The sequence below is a fragment of the Nocardioides sp. genome, from assembly GCF_036274455.1.
In the GTDB taxonomy this organism is placed as follows: domain Bacteria; phylum Actinomycetota; class Actinomycetes; order Propionibacteriales; family Nocardioidaceae; genus Nocardioides.
The window spans coordinates 1-21,867 of the sequence record NZ_DASUFR010000045.1 but is presented as its reverse complement, the minus strand read 5'-3'; the positions used below and the strand labels follow the sequence as shown (position 1 = coordinate 21,867).

The 21,867-nt window shown below is 70.4% G+C and carries 20 protein-coding genes; 3 read left to right on the top strand and 17 right to left on the bottom strand.

Going from position 1 to position 21,867, the window contains the following annotated elements; genetic code table 11:
- The 7 genes from VFV89_RS04255 to VFV89_RS04225 form a co-directional block, all read right to left on the bottom strand.
- Positions 1-1,011: ABC transporter ATP-binding protein (locus tag VFV89_RS04255; RefSeq protein WP_329704659.1), on the bottom strand; the 1,011-nt coding region annotated here is incomplete at its 3' end.
- Between the two features lie 73 nt (positions 1,012-1,084).
- Positions 1,085-2,080, bottom strand: coding sequence for an ABC transporter permease (locus tag VFV89_RS04250; RefSeq protein ID WP_329704658.1), 996 nt, complete (start codon positions 2,078-2,080; stop codon positions 1,085-1,087).
- A gap of 265 nt (positions 2,081-2,345) precedes the next feature.
- Positions 2,346-4,109: an ABC transporter substrate-binding protein gene (locus tag VFV89_RS04245; RefSeq protein WP_329704657.1), complete on the bottom strand. Its 1,764-nt coding sequence runs from the start codon at positions 4,107-4,109 to the stop codon at positions 2,346-2,348.
- A 71-nt stretch (positions 4,110-4,180) separates the two neighbouring features.
- Positions 4,181-5,221 (bottom strand): ABC transporter permease, encoded by a 1,041-nt coding sequence (locus VFV89_RS04240; RefSeq protein WP_329704656.1) that lies wholly within the window; start codon positions 5,219-5,221, stop codon positions 4,181-4,183.
- A 125-nt stretch (positions 5,222-5,346) separates the two neighbouring features.
- Positions 5,347-7,128, bottom strand: coding sequence for an aspartate--tRNA ligase (gene aspS, locus VFV89_RS04235; RefSeq protein WP_329704655.1), 1,782 nt, complete (start codon positions 7,126-7,128; stop codon positions 5,347-5,349).
- Positions 7,125-8,471, bottom strand: coding sequence for a histidine--tRNA ligase (hisS, locus tag VFV89_RS04230; RefSeq protein WP_329704654.1), 1,347 nt, complete (start codon positions 8,469-8,471; stop codon positions 7,125-7,127). The genes aspS and hisS overlap by 4 nt, the downstream gene beginning before the upstream one ends.
- A gap of 8 nt (positions 8,472-8,479) precedes the next feature.
- Entirely contained in the window at positions 8,480-9,166 is a 687-nt protein-coding gene (locus tag VFV89_RS04225; RefSeq protein WP_329704653.1) for an MBL fold metallo-hydrolase, read from the bottom strand.
- A gap of 311 nt (positions 9,167-9,477) precedes the next feature.
- Between VFV89_RS04225 and VFV89_RS04220 the strand changes: the two genes are divergently transcribed.
- Positions 9,478-10,716 carry a DUF349 domain-containing protein gene (locus tag VFV89_RS04220; protein WP_329704652.1) on the top strand — a complete coding sequence of 413 codons (1,239 nt, stop codon included), beginning with the start codon at positions 9,478-9,480 and terminating at the stop codon, positions 10,714-10,716.
- 161 nt (positions 10,717-10,877) lie between these two features.
- Here the strand turns inward: VFV89_RS04220 and VFV89_RS04215 are convergent, their stop codons facing one another.
- The 10 genes from VFV89_RS04215 to ruvC all read right to left on the bottom strand — a co-directional run bounded on the left by VFV89_RS04215 (position 10,878) and on the right by ruvC (position 20,304).
- On the bottom strand, positions 10,878-11,189 hold the full coding sequence (locus VFV89_RS04215) for a DMT family transporter (protein WP_329704651.1): 312 nt from the start codon (positions 11,187-11,189) through the stop codon (positions 10,878-10,880).
- Positions 11,189-11,521, bottom strand: coding sequence for a DMT family transporter (locus VFV89_RS04210; RefSeq protein WP_329704650.1), 333 nt, complete (start codon positions 11,519-11,521; stop codon positions 11,189-11,191). The genes VFV89_RS04215 and VFV89_RS04210 overlap by 1 nt, the downstream gene beginning before the upstream one ends.
- The gene (locus VFV89_RS04205) at positions 11,518-13,749 is read right to left on the bottom strand and encodes a bifunctional (p)ppGpp synthetase/guanosine-3',5'-bis(diphosphate) 3'-pyrophosphohydrolase (RefSeq protein WP_329704661.1); all 2,232 of its coding nucleotides are present in this window, start codon (positions 13,747-13,749) and stop codon (positions 11,518-11,520) included. Before VFV89_RS04205 ends, VFV89_RS04210 begins: the two co-directional genes overlap by 4 nt.
- A gap of 287 nt (positions 13,750-14,036) precedes the next feature.
- On the bottom strand, positions 14,037-14,579 hold the full coding sequence (locus tag VFV89_RS04200; RefSeq protein WP_329704649.1) for an adenine phosphoribosyltransferase: 543 nt from the start codon (positions 14,577-14,579) through the stop codon (positions 14,037-14,039).
- 9 nt (positions 14,580-14,588) lie between these two features.
- Positions 14,589-15,860: a protein translocase subunit SecF gene (gene secF, locus VFV89_RS04195; protein WP_329704648.1), complete on the bottom strand. Its 1,272-nt coding sequence runs from the start codon at positions 15,858-15,860 to the stop codon at positions 14,589-14,591.
- Positions 15,860-17,731, bottom strand: a complete 1,872-nt coding sequence (gene secD, locus VFV89_RS04190; RefSeq protein WP_329704647.1) for a protein translocase subunit SecD — start codon at positions 17,729-17,731, stop codon at positions 15,860-15,862. Before secD ends, secF begins: the two co-directional genes overlap by 1 nt.
- A gap of 2 nt (positions 17,732-17,733) precedes the next feature.
- The gene (yajC, locus tag VFV89_RS04185; RefSeq protein WP_329704646.1) at positions 17,734-18,051 is read right to left on the bottom strand and encodes a preprotein translocase subunit YajC; all 318 of its coding nucleotides are present in this window, start codon (positions 18,049-18,051) and stop codon (positions 17,734-17,736) included.
- 79 nt (positions 18,052-18,130) lie between these two features.
- Entirely contained in the window at positions 18,131-19,165 is a 1,035-nt protein-coding gene (ruvB, locus tag VFV89_RS04180; protein ID WP_329704645.1) for a Holliday junction branch migration DNA helicase RuvB, read from the bottom strand.
- Between the two features lie 24 nt (positions 19,166-19,189).
- The gene (ruvA, locus tag VFV89_RS04175) at positions 19,190-19,786 is read right to left on the bottom strand and encodes a Holliday junction branch migration protein RuvA (RefSeq protein ID WP_329704644.1); all 597 of its coding nucleotides are present in this window, start codon (positions 19,784-19,786) and stop codon (positions 19,190-19,192) included.
- Positions 19,783-20,304 (bottom strand): crossover junction endodeoxyribonuclease RuvC, encoded by a 522-nt coding sequence (ruvC, locus tag VFV89_RS04170; RefSeq protein ID WP_329704643.1) that lies wholly within the window; start codon positions 20,302-20,304, stop codon positions 19,783-19,785. Before ruvC ends, ruvA begins: the two co-directional genes overlap by 4 nt.
- A gap of 103 nt (positions 20,305-20,407) precedes the next feature.
- On the opposite strand from ruvC, the gene VFV89_RS04165 reads away from it, so the two are divergent.
- Positions 20,408-21,571, top strand: a complete 1,164-nt coding sequence (locus VFV89_RS04165) for a GDSL-type esterase/lipase family protein (protein ID WP_329704642.1) — start codon at positions 20,408-20,410, stop codon at positions 21,569-21,571.
- 188 nt (positions 21,572-21,759) lie between these two features.
- Positions 21,760-21,867, top strand: a 108-nt coding sequence (locus tag VFV89_RS04160) for an RsmD family RNA methyltransferase (protein WP_329704660.1), incomplete at its 3' end; no start/stop codon positions are given.

Genomic DNA, 21,867 nt, shown 5'->3' with positions numbered 1-21,867 from the left:
GTGGCCCAGGCCCTGGTGGCCGGGCACGAGGTCGGGCTGGACGGTGCGGCACAGGTCGCCGGGCACCTTCGAGACGTGCGGGCAGCGCGGGTGGAACGCGCAGCCGGACGGCGGGTTGAGCAGGCTCGGCGGGTTGCCCGGGATCGGGATCAGCCGGGCGTCGGTGTCCGAGGTCACCTCGGGCACGCTCGAGAGCAGGCCCCAGGTGTAGGGCATCTCGGGGTGCGTGAGGATCAGCTTCGTCGGGCCCGTCTCCACTGCCCGGCCGCCGTACATCACAAGGACCTCGTCGGCCATCTCCGCGATCACGCCGAGGTCGTGGGTGATCATGACGATCGCCGAGCCGAACTCGCGCTGGAGGTCTTGAAGCAGGTCGAGGATCTGGGCCTGCACCGTCACGTCGAGTGCCGTCGTCGGCTCGTCGGCGATCAGCAGCTGCGGGTTGTTGACCAGCGCCATCGCGATCATGGCCCGCTGCCGCATGCCACCGGAGAACTGGTGCGGGAAGTCGTCGACGCGACGGTCCGGCTGCGGGATCCCGACCCGGTCGAGCATGTCGATCGCCCTCCGCCTGGCCACGGCCTTGGACACGTTGTTGTGCAGTCGCATCGCCTCGGCGATCTGGCGCCCCACGCTGTAGAAGGGGTGCAGCGCGGTGAGCGGGTCCTGGAAGATCATCGCCACGTCGTTGCCGCGCAGCGCCCGTAGCGTCTGCTGGTCGGCGCCGATCACCTCGGTGCCGCCGACCCGGATCGAGCCGGCCAGCCGCGTCGACTGCGGGTTGTGCAGGCCGAGCACGGCCATCGACGAGACCGACTTGCCAGAGCCGGACTCCCCGACGATGCCGAGCGTCTGGCCTTTGCGCACCGAGTAGCTCAGCCCGGTGACCGCCTGCACGAGGCCGTCGTGAGTGGGGAACTGGACGGTGAGGTCGTCGACGACGAGGAAGGGCTCCTCCTCTGTGGCCGGCCGCCCGAAGCCGAGGGCGCCGGTGTCGGTGGTGGTGGTCATGCTCTACCGAGGTCTCTGCGGAAGCGTTCGCCCTCCGCGCGGAGCGCTCCCTCCGGGCGCTTTCGTAGGGTGATCATGCGAGCCGGACCCGCGGGTCGATGACGGCGTAGAGCAGGTCGACGACGAGGTTGGCGATGACGATGACCACCGCCGCCACGAGCACGGTGGCAGCGACCACCGGGAAGTCCACCGGCGACCGCAGTGCCTGGATGCCCCACCGGCCGATCCCGTCGATCTGGAAGATCTGCTCGGTGAAGACGGTGCCGGTCAGCAGGAAGGCGAAGTCGAGGCCGAAGATCGTGATGATCGGCACGATCGCCGCGCGCAGCGCGTGGCGGACGACCACGCGTCGCTCCGAGGAGCCCTTGGCCACCGCCGTGCGCACGTAGTCCTCGCCCAGGGTCTCGATCATCTGCCCGCGCGAGTAGCGCGCGTAGGAGGTCGAGGACGTGAGTCCGATGGTCAGCCACGGCAGCGCCAGTCCGGTGAACCACGCCACGGGATCTTGTGTGAGCGGCGTATAGGACGTGTCCTCGATCAGCTTCCACTGCAGCGAGACGTAGATCCACACGAGCAGTGCGATGACGTAGTAGGGGATCGCGGAGACCAGGACGCTGAACGTCACCAGCCCCCTGTCGACGAGGGTCCCTCGTTTTCGTGCCGCGATGGTGCCGAGGAAGACGCCGAGGGACAGGTAGATCATCGAGCCGCCGATCGCGATCGAGAGCGTGGCCGGGAACTTCTGCAGCAGCTCGTCGGTCACCTCGTTGCGGGTGCGGTAGGAGATGCCGAGGCAGGGCGCGTCGCAGTGGTAGGTCGCGCCGAAGTCGATCTCGCGGTCCTGGAACAGGCCGCGCACGAAGACGCCGTACTGGTGGACGATCGAGTCGTTGAGCCCGAGCTGCTCGGTGAGGATCGCCAGCTTCTCGGGGGTGCACTTGCCGTTGAGGTCGCACAGCGGCTGGGCTGGGTTGGTGGGCCCCTTGAAGAACAGGACGAAGACGATCATGGACGTCAGGACGACGACCAGGAACGCCGAGATGAGCCGGCGCACGATGTAGCCGAACATTGCTAGTGCCCCCCACCCGACGATCGTGCGACAAGTCGTGCTCCCGGTGCGCGCATCGCAAGGCGGCGGAGCGAAGGCAGGCTGGACGTCTTTCGAGCGACGCCAACGACGCGAGGTGCGTGCCGGGGGCGCGAATCGTCGTGCGCTCGTCGGGTGGGGGGCACTAGTCCTCCGTCTGGATCTGGGTCTTTCCCCGGGACAGCGGGGCGGGCGGCGTGCCCGCCCCGCTGTCCAGGGACTTACGGGTGGTGCCGAGCCGTGTCGATCAGCCGGCGTTGACCCAGATGTCGCGGAAGGTCGGCATACCGAGGGTGTTGTCGACGCTCATCCCCTCGATCTGGGACCCGTGCGCGATCGCCACTCCCGTGTAGTAGCGCGGGACCACCGGCATGTAGGTGGTCATGATCTCCTTCTCCAGGTCGTTCCAGGCCTTGGGCTGCTCGTCGGCCGGGAGGGTGAAGACGTCGCTGATCTTCTGGTCGATCTCCGGGTTGTTGAAGGCCGACTCGTTGGTTCCGAAGCCCACCTCGTTGAGGTCGGTCGACTCGAAGAGCGTCGGGACCCAGGTCGAGCCCGACGGCCAGTCCGAGCACCAGCCGTAGGACCGCAGGTTGATGTCGCCGTTGACGTCGTCACGGTCCGCGACGAACTTCGCGTTCGTCGAGGCCACCGGTGTCGCCTTGAAGCCGGCCGCCTCGAGCCCCTTGAGCAGGGTGTCCTTGCTCGCCACGGAGGTGTCTGAGTCGGTCGCGAACAGGAACTTGATCTCGAAGCCCAGGTGACCGGAGTCGGTCAGGATCTGCTTGGCCTTGGCCGGGTCGGTCTGGAAGGGACCGTGGCCCTCGACCGGGTCGTAGGGCTCGCGGCCCGGGATGCCCGGAGGCATGACGTTCTGGGTCGCGATCGCGTTGACGCCCGGGATCAGGCCGCTGGCCACGATCTGGTCGTTGTAGGGGATCGCCCAGGTCAGCGCCTCGGCGATGGACTTGTCCGGCATCTGGCGCTGGTCGAGCGCGTAGAAGTAGGTGCACGGCGAGCCACCCACGACCAGGCGGCCGGTGTCGTTCATCTTCCGGTAGTTCTGGGCCAGGACGTCGCTGTAGTTGATCGTCGTCTTGCCGGCACCGGAGTCGGCCAGCAGGATCTGGTCGTTCTGGGCCTCCTGCCCACCGGCCTTGACCACGTAGCTGTCCGGGTAGGCGGTGCGGGCCGGGTCGGTGGCCGGGTCCCACTGGTCGTTGCGGACCAGGGTGAGCGACTTGCCGATCGTGTACTGCTCAATCTTGTACGGGCCCGTCGACAGCGGGTGCTGGGCGTACTTCGCCGGGTCGTTGACCGCCGGGTCGGTCGGGATCGGACCCATCGCCGGGAAGGACGCGTAGTAGGGGAAGTCGGGGAACGGCTTGGCCATCTTGACGATGACCTTGTTGCCGTCGACCGAGACCGCCTGCTGCTGGCCGTTGGGGTCGGTGTAGGGACCCTTGTAGTCCTCGCCGCCGAGGAAGTAGGGGTTGCTGTAGTAGAGGCCGGGCCCGTTCGGGAACGTCTTGCCGTCCATGGAGCGCTGAATGCCGAAGGCGACCTCGTCCGCGGTGACCGGCGCGCCGGTCTCCCACTTGGCGCCGTCACGGATCGTGAACGTCCACTCGGTGTAGTCGTCGTTGTGCTGACCGAGGTCGGTCGCGAGGTCCGGCACCAGGATCATCTGGCCGCTGTCCTCGTCATAGTCGTACTGCGTCAGCGCTCGGGTCACCAGCGAGGACATGATCGCGTTGGTGTCGGTGTAGTAGAGGTCCGTCGGGTCGATCGGCGTGGTCCAACCCGTGGAGGTCAGGAGCGTGACCGTCCCGCCCGCCTTGGCGCCGTCGATGGTCACCGGACCCTGCCGGGTCGGGTCCATGCCGTTGCCGGTGTTGCCGAGGTTCTCGGTGTCGACGGTGCTCGACGCATCGCCGCCACTGCCCTTGTCATCGTCGCCGCCGCCGCCACAGGCGGCGAGTGCGAGGAGGCTGGCTGTGGCCACAGCCACCGCCGATCTCTTCAGGCGCATTGCCTTTTCACCTTTCGTTGGAACTGCCACAGCCACGTCGTCGACGTCCGTCAACGACGACTCCTGGGGTCGAACGCGTCGCGCACCGAGTCACCGAGGAGGTTCAGGGAAAGCGTCAGCAGCGTGATCGCGCCGACCGGGAGCCACAGGTAGAGCCCGTAGTCCGCGTAGTAGGGGGTCGCGTCCGCGACCATCTTGCCCAGCGAGGGCGTGCCGGTGAGACCCAGCCCCAGGAAGGAGAGCCCGGCCTCCGCCGCGACGAAGCCGGGCAGGTAGAGCGAGATCGACACCACGATGGGCGCCACCAGGTTGGGCAGCAGCTCCTTGAAGAGGATCTTGCGCGTCGGCACGCCGATCACCTCGGCGGCCAGGATGAACTCGCGCTCCCTCAGGGAGAGCACCTGACCCCGGATCAACCGGGTCAGCCCCATCCAGCCGAACAGCACGAGGATGCTGATCAGCGTGATCAGCTGGGCCCTGGCCAGCGCGTCGAGGTCGGTGGTGAACCGCGAGACGATGATCGGGGCCAGGGCCAGCATCCCCAGCAGGTAGGGGAAGGCGAGGAACACGTCGGTCACGAACGAGATGACCCGGTCGAGCCAGCCGCGGGAGAAGCCGGCCATCAGGCCGAGCGAGACGCCGATGATCGTCGATGCGATCGTCGCGGCCAGCGCGACGAGGAGCGACGTACGCAGCCCGTAGAGGAGGTAGGCGAGGTTGTCGTAGCCCAACCGCGGCGCGACGCCGAGCGGGTGGGCCCAGGTGAAGGGGTGGAACGGGGGCCCGATCTTGGGGTAGCCGTCGAAGTCGAGGACGTCGCTGACCTCGGGTGCGTTGGGGTCGGAGATGTCCCAGTAGATGTCGAAGGCCCGGGTGATCAGCGGTGCGAAGAGCGCGAGCAGGACCAGGAACACCAGGACCGCGGAGCAGGTGACAGCGACCTTGTCGTGGCGAAGCCGGCTGAGCGCGATCTGGGTCGGCGACTTGCCCGCGATCTGCTTGATGGTCCCGGTGCCCTCGAGCGCCTCGTCGTGGACGAGCGGCGGGGTCTGCTCATCGGAGAAGACCTCCCCACGGGCGTCAAGGGACACGGGCACCTCCGGAGGGGTGTCCCCGTCCGGGTCATGCGGGGAACCGCGGATGACTGTAAACCAGTTGACATACCCATCAGGGGCACAGCCGCATAACAAATGGGTCTCGGAGCGCGCGAGAACCTTCAGCCGTCGACGGCGTCCTCCGGAAGATCCTCCGTCGGAGCGGCGTCCACACCGGCTTCCTTGCGTTGCTCGGCAGTGATCGGCGCCGGGGCTGCGGTGAGCGGGTCGACTCCCCCGCCGGACTTCGGGAACGCGATCACCTCACGGATCGAGTCGGTCCGGGCGAGCAGCGCGGTGATCCGGTCCCAGCCGAAGGCGATGCCGCCGTGCGGTGGTGCGCCGAAGGTGAACGCGTCGAGGAGGAAGCCGAACTTCTCGCGGGCCTCGGCCTCGTCGAGGCCCATCACCGCGAAGACCCGCTCCTGGATGTCCTCCCGGTGGATACGGATCGAGCCGCCGCCGATCTCGTTGCCGTTGCAGACCACGTCATAGGCCCAGGCGAGCGCGTTGCCGGGATCCCGGTCGAAGGTCTCGAGGTCCTGCGGCGAGGTGAAGGCGTGGTGGACCGCGGTCCAGGCGCCGCCGCCGACCGCAACCTCACCCGCCGCGGTCGCCTCGTCGGCAGGCTCGAACAGCGGCGCGTCGACGACCCAGAGGAAGCTCCACGCGTCCTCGTCGATGAGCCCTCCACGCCGGCCGATCTCGAGCCTCGCCGCACCGAGCAGCGCGCGGCTCGGCTTGGGGAGGCCCGCGGCGAAGAAGACGCAGTCACCGGGCTCGGCGCCGACGTACGCCGCCAGCCCCGCCTTCTCCTCGTCGGAGAGGTTCTTGGCCACCGGTCCGCCGAGCTCGCCGTCCTCCTGGACGAGGACGTAGGCCAGGCCACGCGCACCGCGCTGCTTGGCCCACTCCTGCCAGGCGTCGAGCTGCTTGCGCGGCTGGCTGGCGCCGCCGGGCATGACCACCGCGCCGACGTACGGCGCCTGGAAGACCCGGAACGGCGTGTCCTTGAAGTAGTCAGTGCACTCGACCAGCTCCAGCCCCATCCGCAGATCGGGCTTGTCGGTGCCGTAGCGGGCCATCGCCTCGGCGTAGGTCATCCGCGGCAGCGGGCGCGGGAGGTCGTAGCCGACGAGCTGCCACAGGGCCTCGAGGACGTCCTCGGCGATCGCCAGGACGTCGTCCTGCTCGACGAAGCTCATCTCGATGTCGAGCTGGGTGAACTCCGGCTGCCGGTCGGCACGGAAGTCCTCGTCGCGGTAGCAGCGCGCGATCTGGTAGTAGCGCTCGAGGCCGGCGACCATCAGCAGCTGCTTGAACAGCTGCGGGCTCTGCGGGAGGGCATACCAGCTGCCCGGCCGCAGCCTGGCCGGGACCAGGAAGTCGCGGGCGCCCTCCGGCGTGGACCGGGTCAGCGTCGGCGTCTCGACCTCGACGAAGCCGTGACCGTCGAGCACGTCGCGGGCCGCCTTGTTGACCCGGCTGCGCAGCCGGATGGCGTGGTTGGGGGCCGTACGGCGCAGGTCGAGGTAGCGGTACTTCAGCCGCACCTCCTCCCCCACGTCGACGTGATCGTCGATCGGGAACGGCAGTGGTGCGGCCGCGCTCAGGACGTCGAGCTCGGCCGCGACCACCTCGACCTCCCCGGTGGGCAGCTCGGGGTTGGCGTTGCCCTCGGGCCGCAGGCCGACCTCGCCGGTCACCTTGATGCAGTACTCGTTGCGGAGCTGGTGGGCGACCGCCTCGTCGCGGACGACGACCTGGACGACCCCGCTGGCCTCGCGCAGGTCGATGAAGGTGACGCCGCCGTGGTCGCGGCGACGGGCCACCCAGCCGGCGAGCGTGACGGTCTGGCCGGCGTGCTCGGCACGCAGCGAGCCGGCGTCGTGGGTGCGGATCACGAGGGGTCTGCCTCCTTGGGAGTCCAGGTGGTGGGGTCGGCGGCGACCTGGTCGCCGCTGCGGATGTCCTTGACCTCGCCGGTGCCGGCACTGGCGCCGGTTCCGGTGTCGGGGAACCAGACGTAGGGGATGCCCCGGCGCTCGGCGTACCGGATCTGCTTGCCGAACTTCTGCGCGCTCGCGGCCACCTCGGTCGCGATGCCCCGACGGCGGAGCGCGCTCGCGATCGCCTCGCTGGCGGGGCGCGACTCCTCGTCGACCAGCGCGACCAGGACGGTGCTCGGCACCTTGGGGCCCGGTGCGAGGACGCCGTCGTTGAACAACGGGACCAGCGTGCGGGAGATGCCGAAGCTGATGCCGACCCCCGGGTACGTCGTCCGGCCGTCGGTGGCCAGCGCGTCGTAGCGGCCGCCCCCGGCGACCGACTTGAGCCGCTCGTAGCCCGCCATGAAGATCTCGAGGACCGTGCCGGTGTAGTAGTCGAGCCCGCGGGCGATGCGCAGGTTGGCCTCGACCGTGACCCGGTCGGTGACCGCCTCGGCACAGCCTTCGACGACCGCGGCGAGCTCGCGCAGCCCGGTGTCCAGCAGCTCGTCCTCGACCCCCAGGGACCGGACCCGGTCGACGAACGAGGTGTCCTGGACGCGGATCGTGGCCAGCTCGAGGCAGCGCTCGGCCTGATCGGTCGTGGCGCCGGCGTCGTCGACGAGCAGCCGCGCCACCTCCTCGCGGGGGAGCTTGTCGAGCTTGTCGATGGTGCGAATGGCGCCGGTGACGTCGGCGATGCCGAGACCGCGGTAGAAGCCCTGGATCAGCTTGCGGTTGTTGACCTGGATGGACAGCGGCGGCAGCGGCAGGGGCGCGAGCGCCTCGGCCATCACCCGGACCACCTCGACGTCGTGGTGGAAGGCCAGCTCGTCACGGCCGATGACGTCGATGTCGACCTGGGTGAACTGCCGGTAGCGACCCTCCTGCGGCCGCTCGCCGCGCCACGCGGGCTGGATCTGGTAGCGCCGGAACGGGAACTCCAGCTTGCCGCTGTGCTCGAGGACATACCGCGCGAACGGGACGGTGAGGTCGAAGTGCAGCCCCAGCTGACGGCTGGGTCCCGAGTCGCCGGCGGTGGAGTCGTCTCCCTGCAGCCGGCGGAGCACATAGATCTCCTTGTCGATCTCGCCGCCCTTCGAGAGCCGCTCGATGGGCTCGACGGCCCGGGTCTCAATGTTGGCGAAGCCGTGCAGCTCGAAGGTGCGCGACATGCTCGCGATCACCTGGCGCTCGACGGCGCGGTGCTCGGGCAGCAGCTCGGGGAACCCGCTCAGCGGGGTGGGCTTCTCGGACATCGGGGCTCTCAGCGAAGGGACGGGAGGTCCTGCAGGAACGGGTTGGTGGCACGCTCGCGGCCGATGGTGGTCTGCTCGCCGTGGCCGGGAAGGACGACGATGTCGTCAGCCAGCGGCAGCACCTTGCTGGCCAGGCTGTGCAGCATCGTCGGATGGTCGCCGCCGGGCAGGTCGGTGCGGCCGATCGACCCCGCGAAGAGCAGGTCGCCGGAGAACATCACCTCCGAGACCTCTTCCCGGTCCGGGTAGGGCGTCCGGAAGGTCACCGACCCCTGCGTGTGGCCCGGGGTGTGGTCGACGACGAACCGCACGCCGGCCAGCTCGAGCTCCTGCAGGTCGGCCAGCTCGCGGACGTCGTCCGGCTCCTCCCACGTGTAGTCGCCGCCGAGCATCATGCGGGCGCTCTCGGGGGACATGCCCGCGAGCGGGTCGGTGAGCAGGTGCCGGTCGCCGGGGTGGATCCAGGCGGTGGCGTCGTACCCACCGGCCACCGGCGCCACGCAGAACATGTGGTCGACGTGGCCGTGGGTGACCAGCACGCTGACGGGCTTGAGCCGGTGCTCCTCCACGACGCGGGCGATGCCCTCGGTGGCGTCCATCCCGGGGTCGATGACCACGCACTCGGTGCCGGGAGCCGTCGCCACGACGTAGCAGTTGGTCCCCCACGGACCAGCGGGGAAGGCGGCGATCAGCACCGGCCAACCCTATCGAGCGAGGGGAGCGGGCTGGACAGGGCGTTCGCAGCGAGCGTCGCGAGGGGCGTGTGATGGCAAGGCGCCGTCGCGATGGCAGGCTGGTCGCCTTTCGAGCCTCGGCAACGCCGCCAATCTTTCCGGGGTCCCCGCGGAAGCGCGAGCGCAGCGAGCGGTTCGGTGGGGTGGGAGCGCGCGGTCATCGCGGCGCGCAGCCGGACGGGCTGTCCAGCCCGCTCCCCCAGGTCACAGCCGTGCATCGGATGCGGCCGGGACGTGGCCACCTCACGCGCGTTGACTACCATGCCGCAGTGATGAGCCAGGGGTCGGTCCACGAGTGGGGTCGCGTCGACGCGGACGGGAACGTCTTCGTCCGCACGGCCGAGGGGGAGCGCTCGGTGGGTCAGTACCCCGCCGGCACCCCCGACGAGGCCCTGGCGTTCTTCACCGAGCGGTTCGACGCGCTCTCGTTCGAGGTCGAGCTGCTCGTGCAGCGGATCCGGTCCGGCGTGATGTCGCCCGAGGAGGCACTCGAGTCGGTCAAGACCGTCTCGGCACAGGTCGAGGGCGCGAACGCCGTCGGTGACCTGGCCTCGCTGATCAGGCGCCTCGAGGAGCTGCGCCCGGTCATCGACGAGCAGCGCGAGGCGCGCAAGGCGGAGCGGGCACAGAAGGCCGCGGAGGCCAAGGAGGCCAAGGAGAAGCTGGTCGCCGAGGCCGAGAAGATCGCGGAGGGCTCCGACTGGCGAGCGGGCGCGAACCGGCTGCGGGTCCTGCTCGACGAGTGGAAGGCGCTCCCCCGGATCGACCGCGCGAGCGACGACGCGTTGTGGCGCCGGTTCTCCGGCGCGCGGACGTCGTACACCCGGCGCCGGAAGGTGCACTTCGCCGAGCAGAACGAGAAGCGCGAAGCGGCCCGCGCCGTCAAGGAGCGGCTGGTCACCGAGGCCGAGTCGCTGGCCGACTCGACCGAGTGGGGCCCGACCGCGGGGCGCTACCGGGACCTGATGCGGCAGTGGAAGGCCGCCGGCCCGGCCCCCAAGGACGTCGACGACCAGCTGTGGCGGCGGTTCCGGGCCGCCCAGGACACCTTCTTCGGAGCGCGCGACGCGACCAACGCCGCCCTCGACGCCGAGTACGCCGCCAACGCCGAGGTGAAGGAGCAGATCCTCGTCGAGGCCGACGCGCTGCTCCCGGTGACCGACCTCGACGCGGCCAAGCGCGCCTTGCGCTCGCTGGCCGAGCGGTGGGAGGCCGCCGGCAAGGTGCCCCGCGAGCGGATCAAGGAGCTCGAGGGCCGGATGCGCGCGGTCGAGGAGGCCGTCCGCTCCGTCGAGGCCGAGCAGTGGCGCCGTTCCGACCCCGAGAAGTCCGCCCGCGCCGACGACATGGTCACCCAGCTCGAGTCCGCGATCGCCCAGGTCGAGGCCGACCTCACCAAGGCCCGCGAGGCCGGCAATGAGAAGAAGGTCAAGGAGCTCGAGGAGAACCTCGCCTCCCGCCAGTCCTTCCTCGACATGGCCCGCCGCGTCTCCGCGGACTACTCCGGCTGACCGGCACGTTGATTCGGTGGTTCCGCCGGTTGACTCGGTGGTTCCGGCCGGTTGACTCCGGAGTTCCGTCTGTTCGGTCGAGCGGCGGAAGTCCGGAGTCAACCGGCGCAAGTCCCGAATCAAGCGGCGCAACTCCCGAATCAACCGGCGCAAGTCCGGAATCAACCGGCCTCGAGGAGGAGGACGCCGGCGGCGATGAGGAGGATGCCGAGGGCCATGGTGCGGGTGAGGGACTCGGCGAAGAGGAGGTGGCTGAGGACGGCGGTGAGGGCCACGCCGACGGCGGTCCAGATGCCGTAGGCGACCCCGATGCCCATTCCTTCGTGGAGGGCCAGGGCGAGGAGGACGAACGCCGCGACGTAGCCGGGGACGACGACGGCGTACCAGCCACGCCGGCCGGCGGAGGCCACCCGCAACGACAGCGTCGAGGCGACCTCGACCAGGATCGCGAGGGAGAGGTAGAGCCACGCCATCAGCCGGGCTCCTGCTCGCGGGAGCCGTTCTCGACCAGCACGACCCCGCCCACGATCAGCGCCAGCCCCAGCACCATCACCGCGCTGAACGCCTCGTCGAAGAGGAACGCCGACAGCACCGCGGTCGCGGCGACACCGAGCGCGCTCCAGATGCCGTAGGCCACCCCCAGCGGCATCCCGGCCTGCAGCACCTTGACCAGGAGGAAGAACGAGGTGACCTCACCGACCACGGTGACGGCGTAGAGCCCCGGGTGGTCGAGTGCACCGCGCAGCGCAAGGGTCCCGGTGACCTCGGTGACGATCGCGCCACCGAGCAGGAGCCAGCGGTTCACTGGGTGACGCGGTAGGCGTCGAAGACGCCGGGGACCGAGCGCACGGCCTTGAGCACGTTGTCGAGGTGCTTGGCCTCGGCCATCTCGAAGGTGAACCGGCTCTTGGCCACCCGGTTGCGGGTGGTCTGCAGGTTGGCGCTGAGGATGTTCACGTGCGCGTCGGACAGCACCATGGTGATGTCGGCGAGCAGCCGGGCGCGGTCGAGCGCCTCGACCTGGATGTTGACCAGGAACGTCGACTGGCCGGTCGGCGCCCACTCGACCTCGAGCAGCTTCTCCGGGTGGGTCCGCAGCTCCGCGGCGTTGGTGCAGTCGGTGCGGTGCACCGAGACCCCGCCCCCCTTGGTGACGAAGCCGAGGATCTCGTCGGGCGGCACCGGGGTGCAGCACTTCGCGAGCTTCACCCACACGTCCGGCGCGCCCTTGACGATGACGCCCGCGTCGCCGCCGCTGGTCGACTTCGCGCGACCGCGGCGGCCGGTGATCGTGACGGCCTCGGCCAGGTCCTCCGAGGCAGCCTCGGCGCCGCCGTGCTCCGCGATGACCCGGCGTACGACGGCCTGGGCCGACAGGTTCCCCTCGCCGACCGCCGCGTAGAGGGCCGAGACGTCGGCGATCTTGAAGTGGGCGGCGGCGAGCATCAGCGACTCGTGGGACATCAGCCGCTTCAGCGGCAGCCCCTCCTTGCGCATCAGCTTGGCGATCTGCTCCTTGCCCTGCTCGATCGCCTCCTCGCGCCGCTCCTTGGTGAACCACTGGCGGATCTTCGAGCGCGCCCGCGGCGACTTGACGAAGGTCAGCCAGTCGCGCGACGGGCCGGCGTTCGGCGCCTTCGAGGTGAACACCTCGACCACGTCGCCGTTCTCGAGCGTCGACTCGAGCGGGACCAGCCGGCCGTTCACCCGCGCACCGATGGTGCGGTGCCCGACCTCGGTGTGGACGGCGTAGGCGAAGTCCACCGGCGTCGCGCCCGACGGCAGGGCGATCACGTCGCCGCGCGGGGTGAACACATAGGTCTCCGCGCGGTTGATCTCGAACCGCAGCGACTCGAGGAACTCACCGGGGTCCTCGACGTCGCTCTGCCAGTCGAGCAGCTGGCGGACCCAGTTCATGTCGTCGACGTCGCCGAGCTTGTCGGTGTCGATGCCGGCCCGGCCGTCCTCCTTGTACTTCCAGTGCGCCGCGACGCCGTACTCCGCCCGGCGGTGCATCGCGAAGGTGCGGATCTGCATCTCCACCGGCTTGCCCTGCGGCCCGATCACCGTCGTGTGCAGCGACTGGTACATGTTGAACTTCGGCATCGCGACGTAGTCCTTGAACCGGTTCAGGACCGGGTTCCAGCGCGAATGGATCACGCCGAGGACCGAGTAGCAGTCGCGGTCGTCCTCCACCAGGATGCGGATGCCGACCAGGTCGTAGATGTCGGAGAAGTCGCGGCCCCCGACGATCATCTTCTGGTAGATCGAGTAGTAGTGCTTCGGCCGGCCGGTGACCGTCGCCTTGATCTTGGCCTCGCGCAGGTCCTTCTCGACCTCGGTGATCACCTCGGCCAGGAACTGGTCCCGTGACGGCGCCCGCTCGGCGACCATCCGCACGATCTCGTCGTAGATCTTCGGGTGCAGCGTCGCGAACGCGAGGTCCTCGAGCTCCCACTTGATCGTGTTCATGCCCAGCCGGTGGGCCAGCGGAGCGTAGATGTCGAGCGTCTCGCGGGCCACCCGCTCCTGGGTCTCCTGGCGGACGTAGCGGAGGGTCCGCATGTTGTGCAGCCGGTCGGCGAGCTTGATGACCAGCACCCTGATGTCGCGCGACATCGCGACGATCATCTTGCGGATGGTCTCGGCCTGCGCGGAGTCGCCGTACTTGACCTTGTCGAGCTTCGTCACGCCGTCGACGAGCCGGGCCACCTCCTCGCCGAAGTCCGCCTTGACCTGCTCCAGCGTGTACGGCGTGTCCTCGACGGTGTCGTGCAGGAGCGACGCGACCAGCGTCGGCTCGGTCATGCCGATGTCGGCGAGGATCGTGGTCACGGCGAGCGGGTGGGTGATGTAGGGGTCGCCGCTCTTGCGCATCTGGCTGCCGTGCATCTCGGCGGCCGTGGTGTAGGCGCGCTCGAGCAGCGCCAGGTCCGCCTTCGGATGGTTGGCCCGCACGGCGCGGAACAGCGAGTCGAGCACCGGGTTGCCGGGCTGGGTGCGGGTGGCGACCCGAGCGAGGCGGGCACGCATCGACCGGGTGGTCGCCGGACCGGGGCTCGTCGTGCTGCCCTCGCCGCGCTCCTCGGCGCGCGCCTGGTTGCGCCGCGTCCGGAGCCGCTCGGTGGGCTTGGGGGCTTCCTCAGCAGGGGCGGCGGCCGGGGCGGTGCGCTCCTCGGTGCGCTCCTCGGTCACCCACCCAGCCTACGTCCGAGCCCGGGGTTCGAGCTTGCTCGGACCCCGATCAGTGAAGAGGTTGAGGAGGCTCGGCGCAGACCCGAGCTTGCTCGGGGCTGCGCGAGCCGTCTCGAAACACAGCCTCAGACGGTCCGGAGGACGTGCAGCGGCAGGTCACCGATGGTGGCCCGGCCCGGCAGGAAGCTCAGCTCCAGGAGGACGGCGACGCCGACCGCGACACCTCCGCACGACTCGACCAGCTGCTGGGTGGCGGCCACGGTGCCTCCGGTGGCCAGCACGTCGTCGACCAGGAGCACCCGCTCCCCCGGCGAGATCGCGTCGCTGTGCAGCTCGAGGGTCGCCTGGCCGTACTCGAGCGCGTAGGAGACCGCGTGGGTCTCGCGGGGCAGCTTGCCGACCTTGCGGACCGGCACGAAGCCGGCGCCGAGCGCGAGCGCCACCGGCGCGGCCAGGATGAAGCCTCGCGCCTCCATCCCGACGACCTTGTCCACCACGGTGGTGCCGGACCCGTCGCGGCCGGCCGTCGCGAGCGCGTCGATGACCGCGGTGAAGGCGGAGTGGTCGGCCAGCATCGGGGTGATGTCCTTGAACACGACCCCGGGCTCGGGGAAGTCGGGTACGTCGACGACCAGGCGCTGCAGCGCCTCCAGTGCAGCGTCGGTCATGGCCGAAGGCTACTTGCGCTTCGACTTCGGCTGCCGGGTCGGCTGCTGCCGTCCGGACGCCGAGCTGCGGCCGACGGGCCGCTGCGAGGTGGGCACGGTGCGGCCGCGCCCCATCGCCTCCGGGGCGGGAGCCGGGCGGCGGGGCCCGACCTCCTCGCCCGGCTCGTCGAAGTCGTCGTCGTCGAAGTCGTCGCGCTCCTCGACCAGCACCCCACCGCGGCCCGGTCCGGTGTCGGGGTCGGACCCGATCGGCATGTCCTCGGTGAACGCCGGCACCGAGGCGTAGCGGTCGGCCTCGCGCCGCGCACGCGCCTTCGCCCGGCGCTCGGCCATGACGATCTCGGTCTCGTTGGACTTGATGTGGACCAGCAGCGGCGTCGCGATGAAGATCGAGGAGTAGGTGCCGGCCGCCATGCCGACGAACAGCGCGAGCGCGAGGTCCTTGAGCGAGCTGGCGCCCAGCTGGACCGCGCTGACGTAGAGGATCGCCCCGACCGGGATCAGCGCCACCAGCGAGGTGTTGATCGAACGGACCAGGGTCTGGTTGACCGCAAGGTTGGCCGCCGCGGCGTACGTCGTCCGGTTGGCCCGCAGGTTCTTGGTGTTCTCGCGGATCTTGTCGAAGACCACGACGGTGTCGTAGAGCGAGAAGCCGAGGATCGTCAGCAGGCCGGTCACGGTGGCCGGCGTCACTTCGAAGCCGGACAGCGCGTAGACGCCCACGGTGATGACGACGTCGTGAGCGAGGGCCACGATGGCCGCGGCCGACATCTTCCACTCGCGGAAGTAGGCCCAGATGAAGAGCACGACGAGGATCAGGAAGACGACCAGACCGGTGAGGGCGCGGTTCTTGACCTCGTCACCCCAGCTGGCGCCGATCTGGTCCTGGGAGATGTCCTGCTGGGTCACGCCCAGGGTGTCCTGGATGGTCTGGTTGACCTTGACGCTCTCGGCGTTGCTGAGCTCCTCGACCTGGATCAGGATGGAGTTCTGGCCCGACGTCGACACCACGGGCGCGTCGGCGTTGGGGATGCCCAGGCCACCGATCGCCTCGCGGATGTCGTCGGCCTGCTCCTGGGTGGCACCGTCGGCGATCGTGACCTTGTACTGGGTGCCGCCGGTGAACTCGATCCCGTAGTTGAGACCCTTGGTCGCGAGCCCGAGGATCGCGATCACGACGATCGCGGCCGAGATGGCATACCAGAGCCACCTGCGGCCGACGAAGTCGATCGAGCGCTCGCCGGTGTAGAGGCTGTTGCCCAGCCTGCTGATCCTGCCCATCAGGCCCTGCCTCCCTCGGCAGTCGTGGAGCGGGTGGCCCGGGTGGCGCCGACCACCGCCCGGGGTCGGTCGGCGGCGATCTTGTCCACGCCGAGCGTCTCCGCGCTGAGTCCGGACCACCGTCCGCCGCTGTTGAAGAAGTGCAGGCGGGCCAGCACCGACACCAGTGGCTTGGTGAACCAGAAGAACACCACGATGTCGATGATCGTCGACAGTCCCAGCGCGAACGCGAAGCCCCGGACCACGCCGGCCGCGAAGATGTAGAGCACGATCGCGGCGAGCAGCGAGACGCTGTCGGCGGCCAGACAGGTCGCCCGCGCCCGGACCCAGCCGGCCTCCACGGCGACCCGCATGGATTTCCCGTCGCGCATCTCGTCCCTTATTCGCTCGAAGTAGACGATGAAGGAGTCGGCGGTGATGCCGACCGCGACGATCAGTCCGGCGATGCCGGGCAGGGTCAGCGTGAAGCCCGCGGTCTTCGACAGCAGGAGCACCATCGCGTACGTCGTCAGCCCGGCGACGACCAGCGAGCCGACGACCACGATGCCGAGGCCGCGGTAGTAGATCAGGCAGTAGAGCATCACCAGCAGCAGGCCGATGATGCCTGCCTTGATGCCTGCGCTGAGCTGGTCACCGGCCAGCGACGGGCCGACGGTCTCGACGCTGAAGTCGGAGAACGTGACCGGCAGCGCGCCGTACTTCAGGCTGGTCGCGAGGCTCTTGGCGGAGGTCTCGGTGAAGTTGCCCTCGATCTGCGCCTGGCCGTTGGTGATCAGCGAGTTCATGGTCGGCGCCGAGAGCACCTGGCCGTCCAGCACGACCGCGAACTGACGGCACGGGGGGACGGTGCCGCTCGGGCAGACCAGCGCCTCGGAGATCTTGCTGAACGCGTCGGTGCCAGTGCCGTTGAAGTCGAGCGCGACGACGTAGTTGACCTGGTTCTGGGGGATCTGGGCGCTGGCCGAGTCGAGGTCCTGGCCCTCGATCATCGCCGCGGAGAGGAGGTACTTCTGGGCCTGCTTGGTCTCCGGGTCCCACTCGCAGGTGACCAGCGGCTTCTTGGGGTCGTCCTCGACGTTGACCGGCGTGCCGTCCTGCGGGCAGGTGAAGTTGTTGAAGGCGTCGATCGCCTCCTGGTTGGGAGCGTCGATCCACTTCAGCGGGTCGTCGACGTCCTTGCCGCCGGGCGGGCTCGGGATGACCGGGGCACTGGTCGGCGTGGCCTCCGCGCCCGGCGAGGCGGTGTCCGTGGCCGTGTCGGTGGGCGTGTCGGTGGGCGTGTCCGTGGCCGTGTCCGTGGCAGCGTCAGTCGGCGTGGCCGACGGCGACTCGGTCGCGGCCGCCTTGGGCTTCTTGGCCTTGCTGTAGCTGGCCGGGGCCCGGTTGCTGCCGCCGGTGGTGGCGCCGTCGGTGGGCGCCGCGGTCGGCGCCTCGACGCCGGTCCCGGAGCTCGTGTCGGGGGCCGTCGGGTTCTGCTGGGTGGCGGCACCGGTCTGGCACCGGCTGGGGTCGGAGTCGGAGCAGGCGACCAGCCGGAACCTCAGCTGCGCCTGGCGCTTGACCGTCTCGACCAGGTCGCGCCGGCTCTCGCCGGGGATGTCGACGACGATGTAGCGGTTGCCCTCCACCGTCACCTCGGCCTCGGAGACACCGGAGCCGTTGACGCGCTGGTCGATGATGCTGCGGGCCTCGTCGAGCGACTCGGCGGAGGGGTTCCCCTTCGGCGTCAGCCGGATGCTGGTGCCGCCCTGGAGGTCCAGGCCGAGCTCGGGCTTCCAGTTGCCGGCCAGGGCCACCAGCCCGAAGGCGATCGCCAGCCCGAGGAAGAACACCACGAGGGTGCGTCCGGGCCGCGCGGTCTTGCGTGCCATTCTCAGTTCTCCTCGGAGACTTCGCCATTGTCGACTTCGGCCGCGTCGGACGGAGCCGCTACCTCGTGGACCATCCGTCCGACCGCTCCGCGGGCGACCTTGATGGTCACGCCCTCGGCGATCTCGACCTGTGCCACGTCGTCCTCGAGGCCACGGACGGTGCCGAAGACACCTGAGGTGAGCATCACCTCGTCACCAACCTCCAACGTGGACTGCATGTGCCTGAGTTCCCGCTGGCGGCGGGCCTGTGGCCGCACCAGGAGCAGCCAGAGGAGGAGTGCTATCGCGAGGATGAACAGCACCGGGGACACACTTTGCACGAGGGGGAAGTCTACGGCGGCGGCCAATGATCGCCGCATCGGCGGTGAGGCGCGGATCACGCTCCGGTCACGAAGCCGCTCACTCCCCGAACAGCGTGGGGTCCTCCGTGGCCGGCGGCGTCAGTCCGAGGTGGTGCCAGGCGGCCCGGGTGGCGACCCGGCCCCGCGGCGTACGGGCTAGGAACCCCTGCCGGACCAGGAACGGCTCGGCGACCTCCTCGACGGTCTCGCGCTCCTCGCCGACGGCGACCGCGAGGGTGCTCAGTCCGACGGGCCCGCCCCCGAACCGCCGGCACAGCGCGTCGAGAACCGCCCGGTCGAGCCGGTCCAGGCCGATCTCGTCGACCTCGTAGAGGTCCAGCGCCGCGTGGGCCACGTCGAGGGTGACCGTGCCGTCGGCGCGGACCTGCGCGTAGTCGCGCACCCGGCGCAGCAGGCGGTTGGCGATCCGCGGGGTGCCGCGGGAGCGGGAGGCGATCTCGGCGGCGCCGTCGGGACTGGTCGGTACGCCGAGCAGCCCGGCCGACCGGTGCACGATCAGCTCCAGCTCGGCGGCGTCGTAGAACTCGAGGTGACCGGTGAACCCGAACCGGTCGCGCAGCGGCCCGGGCAGCAGCCCGGCCCGCGTCGTGGCGCCGACCAGCGTGAACGGCGGGATCTCCAGCGGGATCGCGGTGGCCCCCGGCCCCTTGCCGATCACGACGTCGACCCGGAAGTCCTCCATGGCGAGGTAGAGCATCTCCTCGGCCGACCGGGACATCCGGTGGATCTCGTCGACGAAGAGCACGTCGCCCTCGTTGAGGCCGGACAGGATTGCGGCCAGATCTCCGGCGTGGGTGAGGGCCGGGCCGCTGGTGACCCGCAGCGGCACCCCGACCTCGGCGGCGATGATCATCGCCAGGGTGGTCTTGCCAAGCCCGGGCGGGCCGGAGAGCAGCACGTGGTCAGGGGCCCGCTCGCGCAGCCCGGCGGCCTCGAGGACGAGCCCGAGCTGGTCGCGGACCCGCTGCTGGCCGACCACCTCGTCGAGCGTGCGCGGCCGGAGCGCGGCCTCGATCGCCCGCTCGTCGGCCTCGGCGTCGGGAGCGGTCAGGTCGGAGTGGAGGCTGCTCATGTCCGGCCCATCATGTCCGGCCCATCATGTCCGGCTCAGCGTCTGGAGGGCCGCGCGCAGCAGGGCGCCGACGTCGGGGCTGTCTCCCGCCTGGTCGGCGACCTGCTCCACGGCCCGGTCCGCCTCGCGAGCCGGCCAGCCGAGGCCGGTCAGCCCCTGGTGGACCTGGTCGCGCCACGCGTCGTGGCCACGGACCGACGGCGGGCTGACCGTGCCGACCGGGGCGCCGAGCCGGTCCTTGAGCTCGAGGATGATCCGCTGCGCGACCTTCTGCCCGATGCCCGGCACCTTGGTCAGCGTCTTGACGTCGTCACCGGCCACCGCAACCCGCAGGCTGTCCGGACTGAGCACCGCGAGCATGGCCTGGGCCAGCTTGGGCCCCACTCCGCTCGCGGTCTGGACGAGCTCGAAGACGGCCTTCTCGTCCTCGTCGAGGAAGCCGAACAGCGTCATGGAGTCCTCGCGCACCACCATGCTCGTCGGCAGCGTCGCGACCTGGCCGGTGCGCAGCGTGGCCAGCGTGCCCGGGGTGCACATCAGCTCGAGCCCGACTCCCCCGACCTCCAGCACCGCGCTGGACAGCGTCACCTGGGCCACGTGGCCCTTCACGAACGCGATCACCGGGTCGCTCCTGCCTTGGCCATCGCCGCCTCGATCCGGGCCTGGGCGCCGCCGCGCCAGATGTGGGTGATCGCGAGCGCCAGCGCGTCGGCGGCGTCCGCGGGGCTCGGGGTGCGGTCGAGCCGCAGGATCCGGGTCACCATCGCTCCGACCTGGGCCTTGTCGGCCCGGCCGTTGCCAGACACCGCCGCCTTGACCTCGCTCGGGGTGTGCAGGGCGACGGTCAGCCCGCGTCGGGCCGCGCACGCCAGCGCGATCCCGCTGGCCTGGGCGGTGCCCATCACGGTGCTCACGTCGGACCGTGCGAAGACCCGCTCCACCGCGACCACGTCTGGCCGGTGCTCCTCGATCCAGGCGTCCAGCGCCCGGTCGATGCTGACCAGCCGCTCGGCGATCGGCAGGTCCGACGAGGTGCGCACCACGCCCACGTCGACCAGCCGAAGCGGCCGCCCGGTCTCCCCCTCGACCACGCCGACCCCACACCTGGTCAGCCCGGGGTCGATGCCGAGCACGCGCATGGGGAAGCCTCTCCGTCGTCGGACTGTCCGAACAGGTGTTCGTACGGAACGCTAACCGCGACGGGGCCGCGATCGGCGCAGACACGCCTGCCAAGGTGGAGGTGTGCTGTCGACACCGATCACCGGCGAGCTCGTGCGCGGAGCCTGCGAGCTCGAGCCGACGGCGTACGGCGTGCTCCCCCACCGGCTGCCGGCGCGGGCGCGCGACCAGGCCGACGACCAGGTACGCCAGGCCGAGTCGCAGCCCGCCGGCGTGCGCCTCGTCTTCGCCACCGAGGCCACCGAGGTCGAGCTCGACGCGCACCGGGTGCTCTACGGCTATACCGACCTGCCGCTCCGGCCGGACTGCCCGTGGGACCTGCTGGTGGACGGCGAGCTCTCGGGGCAGGTGACGCTCACCGGCGGCGACGTGGTGGAGACCGACGTGTCGACCGGTACGACGCGGACCCGGAGCGGTCCGGCCGGCACCGTCCGGTTCACCGGGCTGCCGGCCCGCAACAAGACCGTCGAGCTCTGGCTGCCGTGGAGCGAGACCACCCACCTGGGCGCGCTCCGGACCGACGCGCCCGTCCGGGCGGTGAGCGGCGGAGGCCGGGTCTGGCTGCACCACGGCAGCTCGATCAGCCACGGCTCGAACGCCGACAGCCCGAGCAGCACCTGGACCGGGCTGGCCGCCAGGGCGGGCGGGGTCGACCTGGTCAACCTCGGGCTCAGCGGCAACGCGCTGCTCGACCCCTTCACCGCCCGGGCGATGCGCGACACCCCCGCCGACCTGGTCAGCGTCAAGATCGGCATCAACCTCACCAACCACGACCTGATGCGCCTCCGGGCGTTCGGGCCGGCCGTGCACGGCTTCCTCGACGCGATCCGCGACGGCCACCCCGACGCGCCGCTGCTGGTCGTCTCGCCGCTGCTGTGCCCCATGCACGAGGAGACGCCCGGCCCGGGCGCCGTGGACCCGGAGGCGCTCGCGCAGGGGCTGGTCCGCTTCGTCGCGCTGGGCGACCCCGCGGAGGTGCCGGCCGGGAAGCTCACGCTGCAGGTGATCCGTGCCGAGCTCGCCCGAATCGTGGCCGAGCGCGCCCGGACCGACCCCGCGATCCACTACCTCGACGGGCTCGCCCTCTTCGGCGAGGCCGACCACGAGCGGTTCCCGCTGCCCGACAACCTGCACCCCGACGGCGACGCGCACCGGCTCATCGGAGCGCGGTTCACCGCGGTGGCCTTCGGTCCGGGCGGGGCGTTCTCCCTCCTGGGTGATCCTTAGGAGTCTGCTGAACAAGGGCGTGGATGCCTGCGTCGCGAGAGTCGTGCGATGGCAAGGCGTCCGTCCCGAAGGCAGGCTGGGCGCCTTTCGAGGGGCGGCAACACAGCCAACGTGCGGCTATCGCGGCGCAGGCGCCGCGCGATTGTTCAGCAGTCTCCTAGGGAACGCCCTGGCACTATCGTCCCTCCATGACCCGCATCATCGGCGGGAGCGCGGGAGGACGGCGGCTGTCGACGCCGTCCGGCCCCATGACGCGCCCGACCACCGACCGGGTGCGAGAGGCGCTGTTCTCGAGC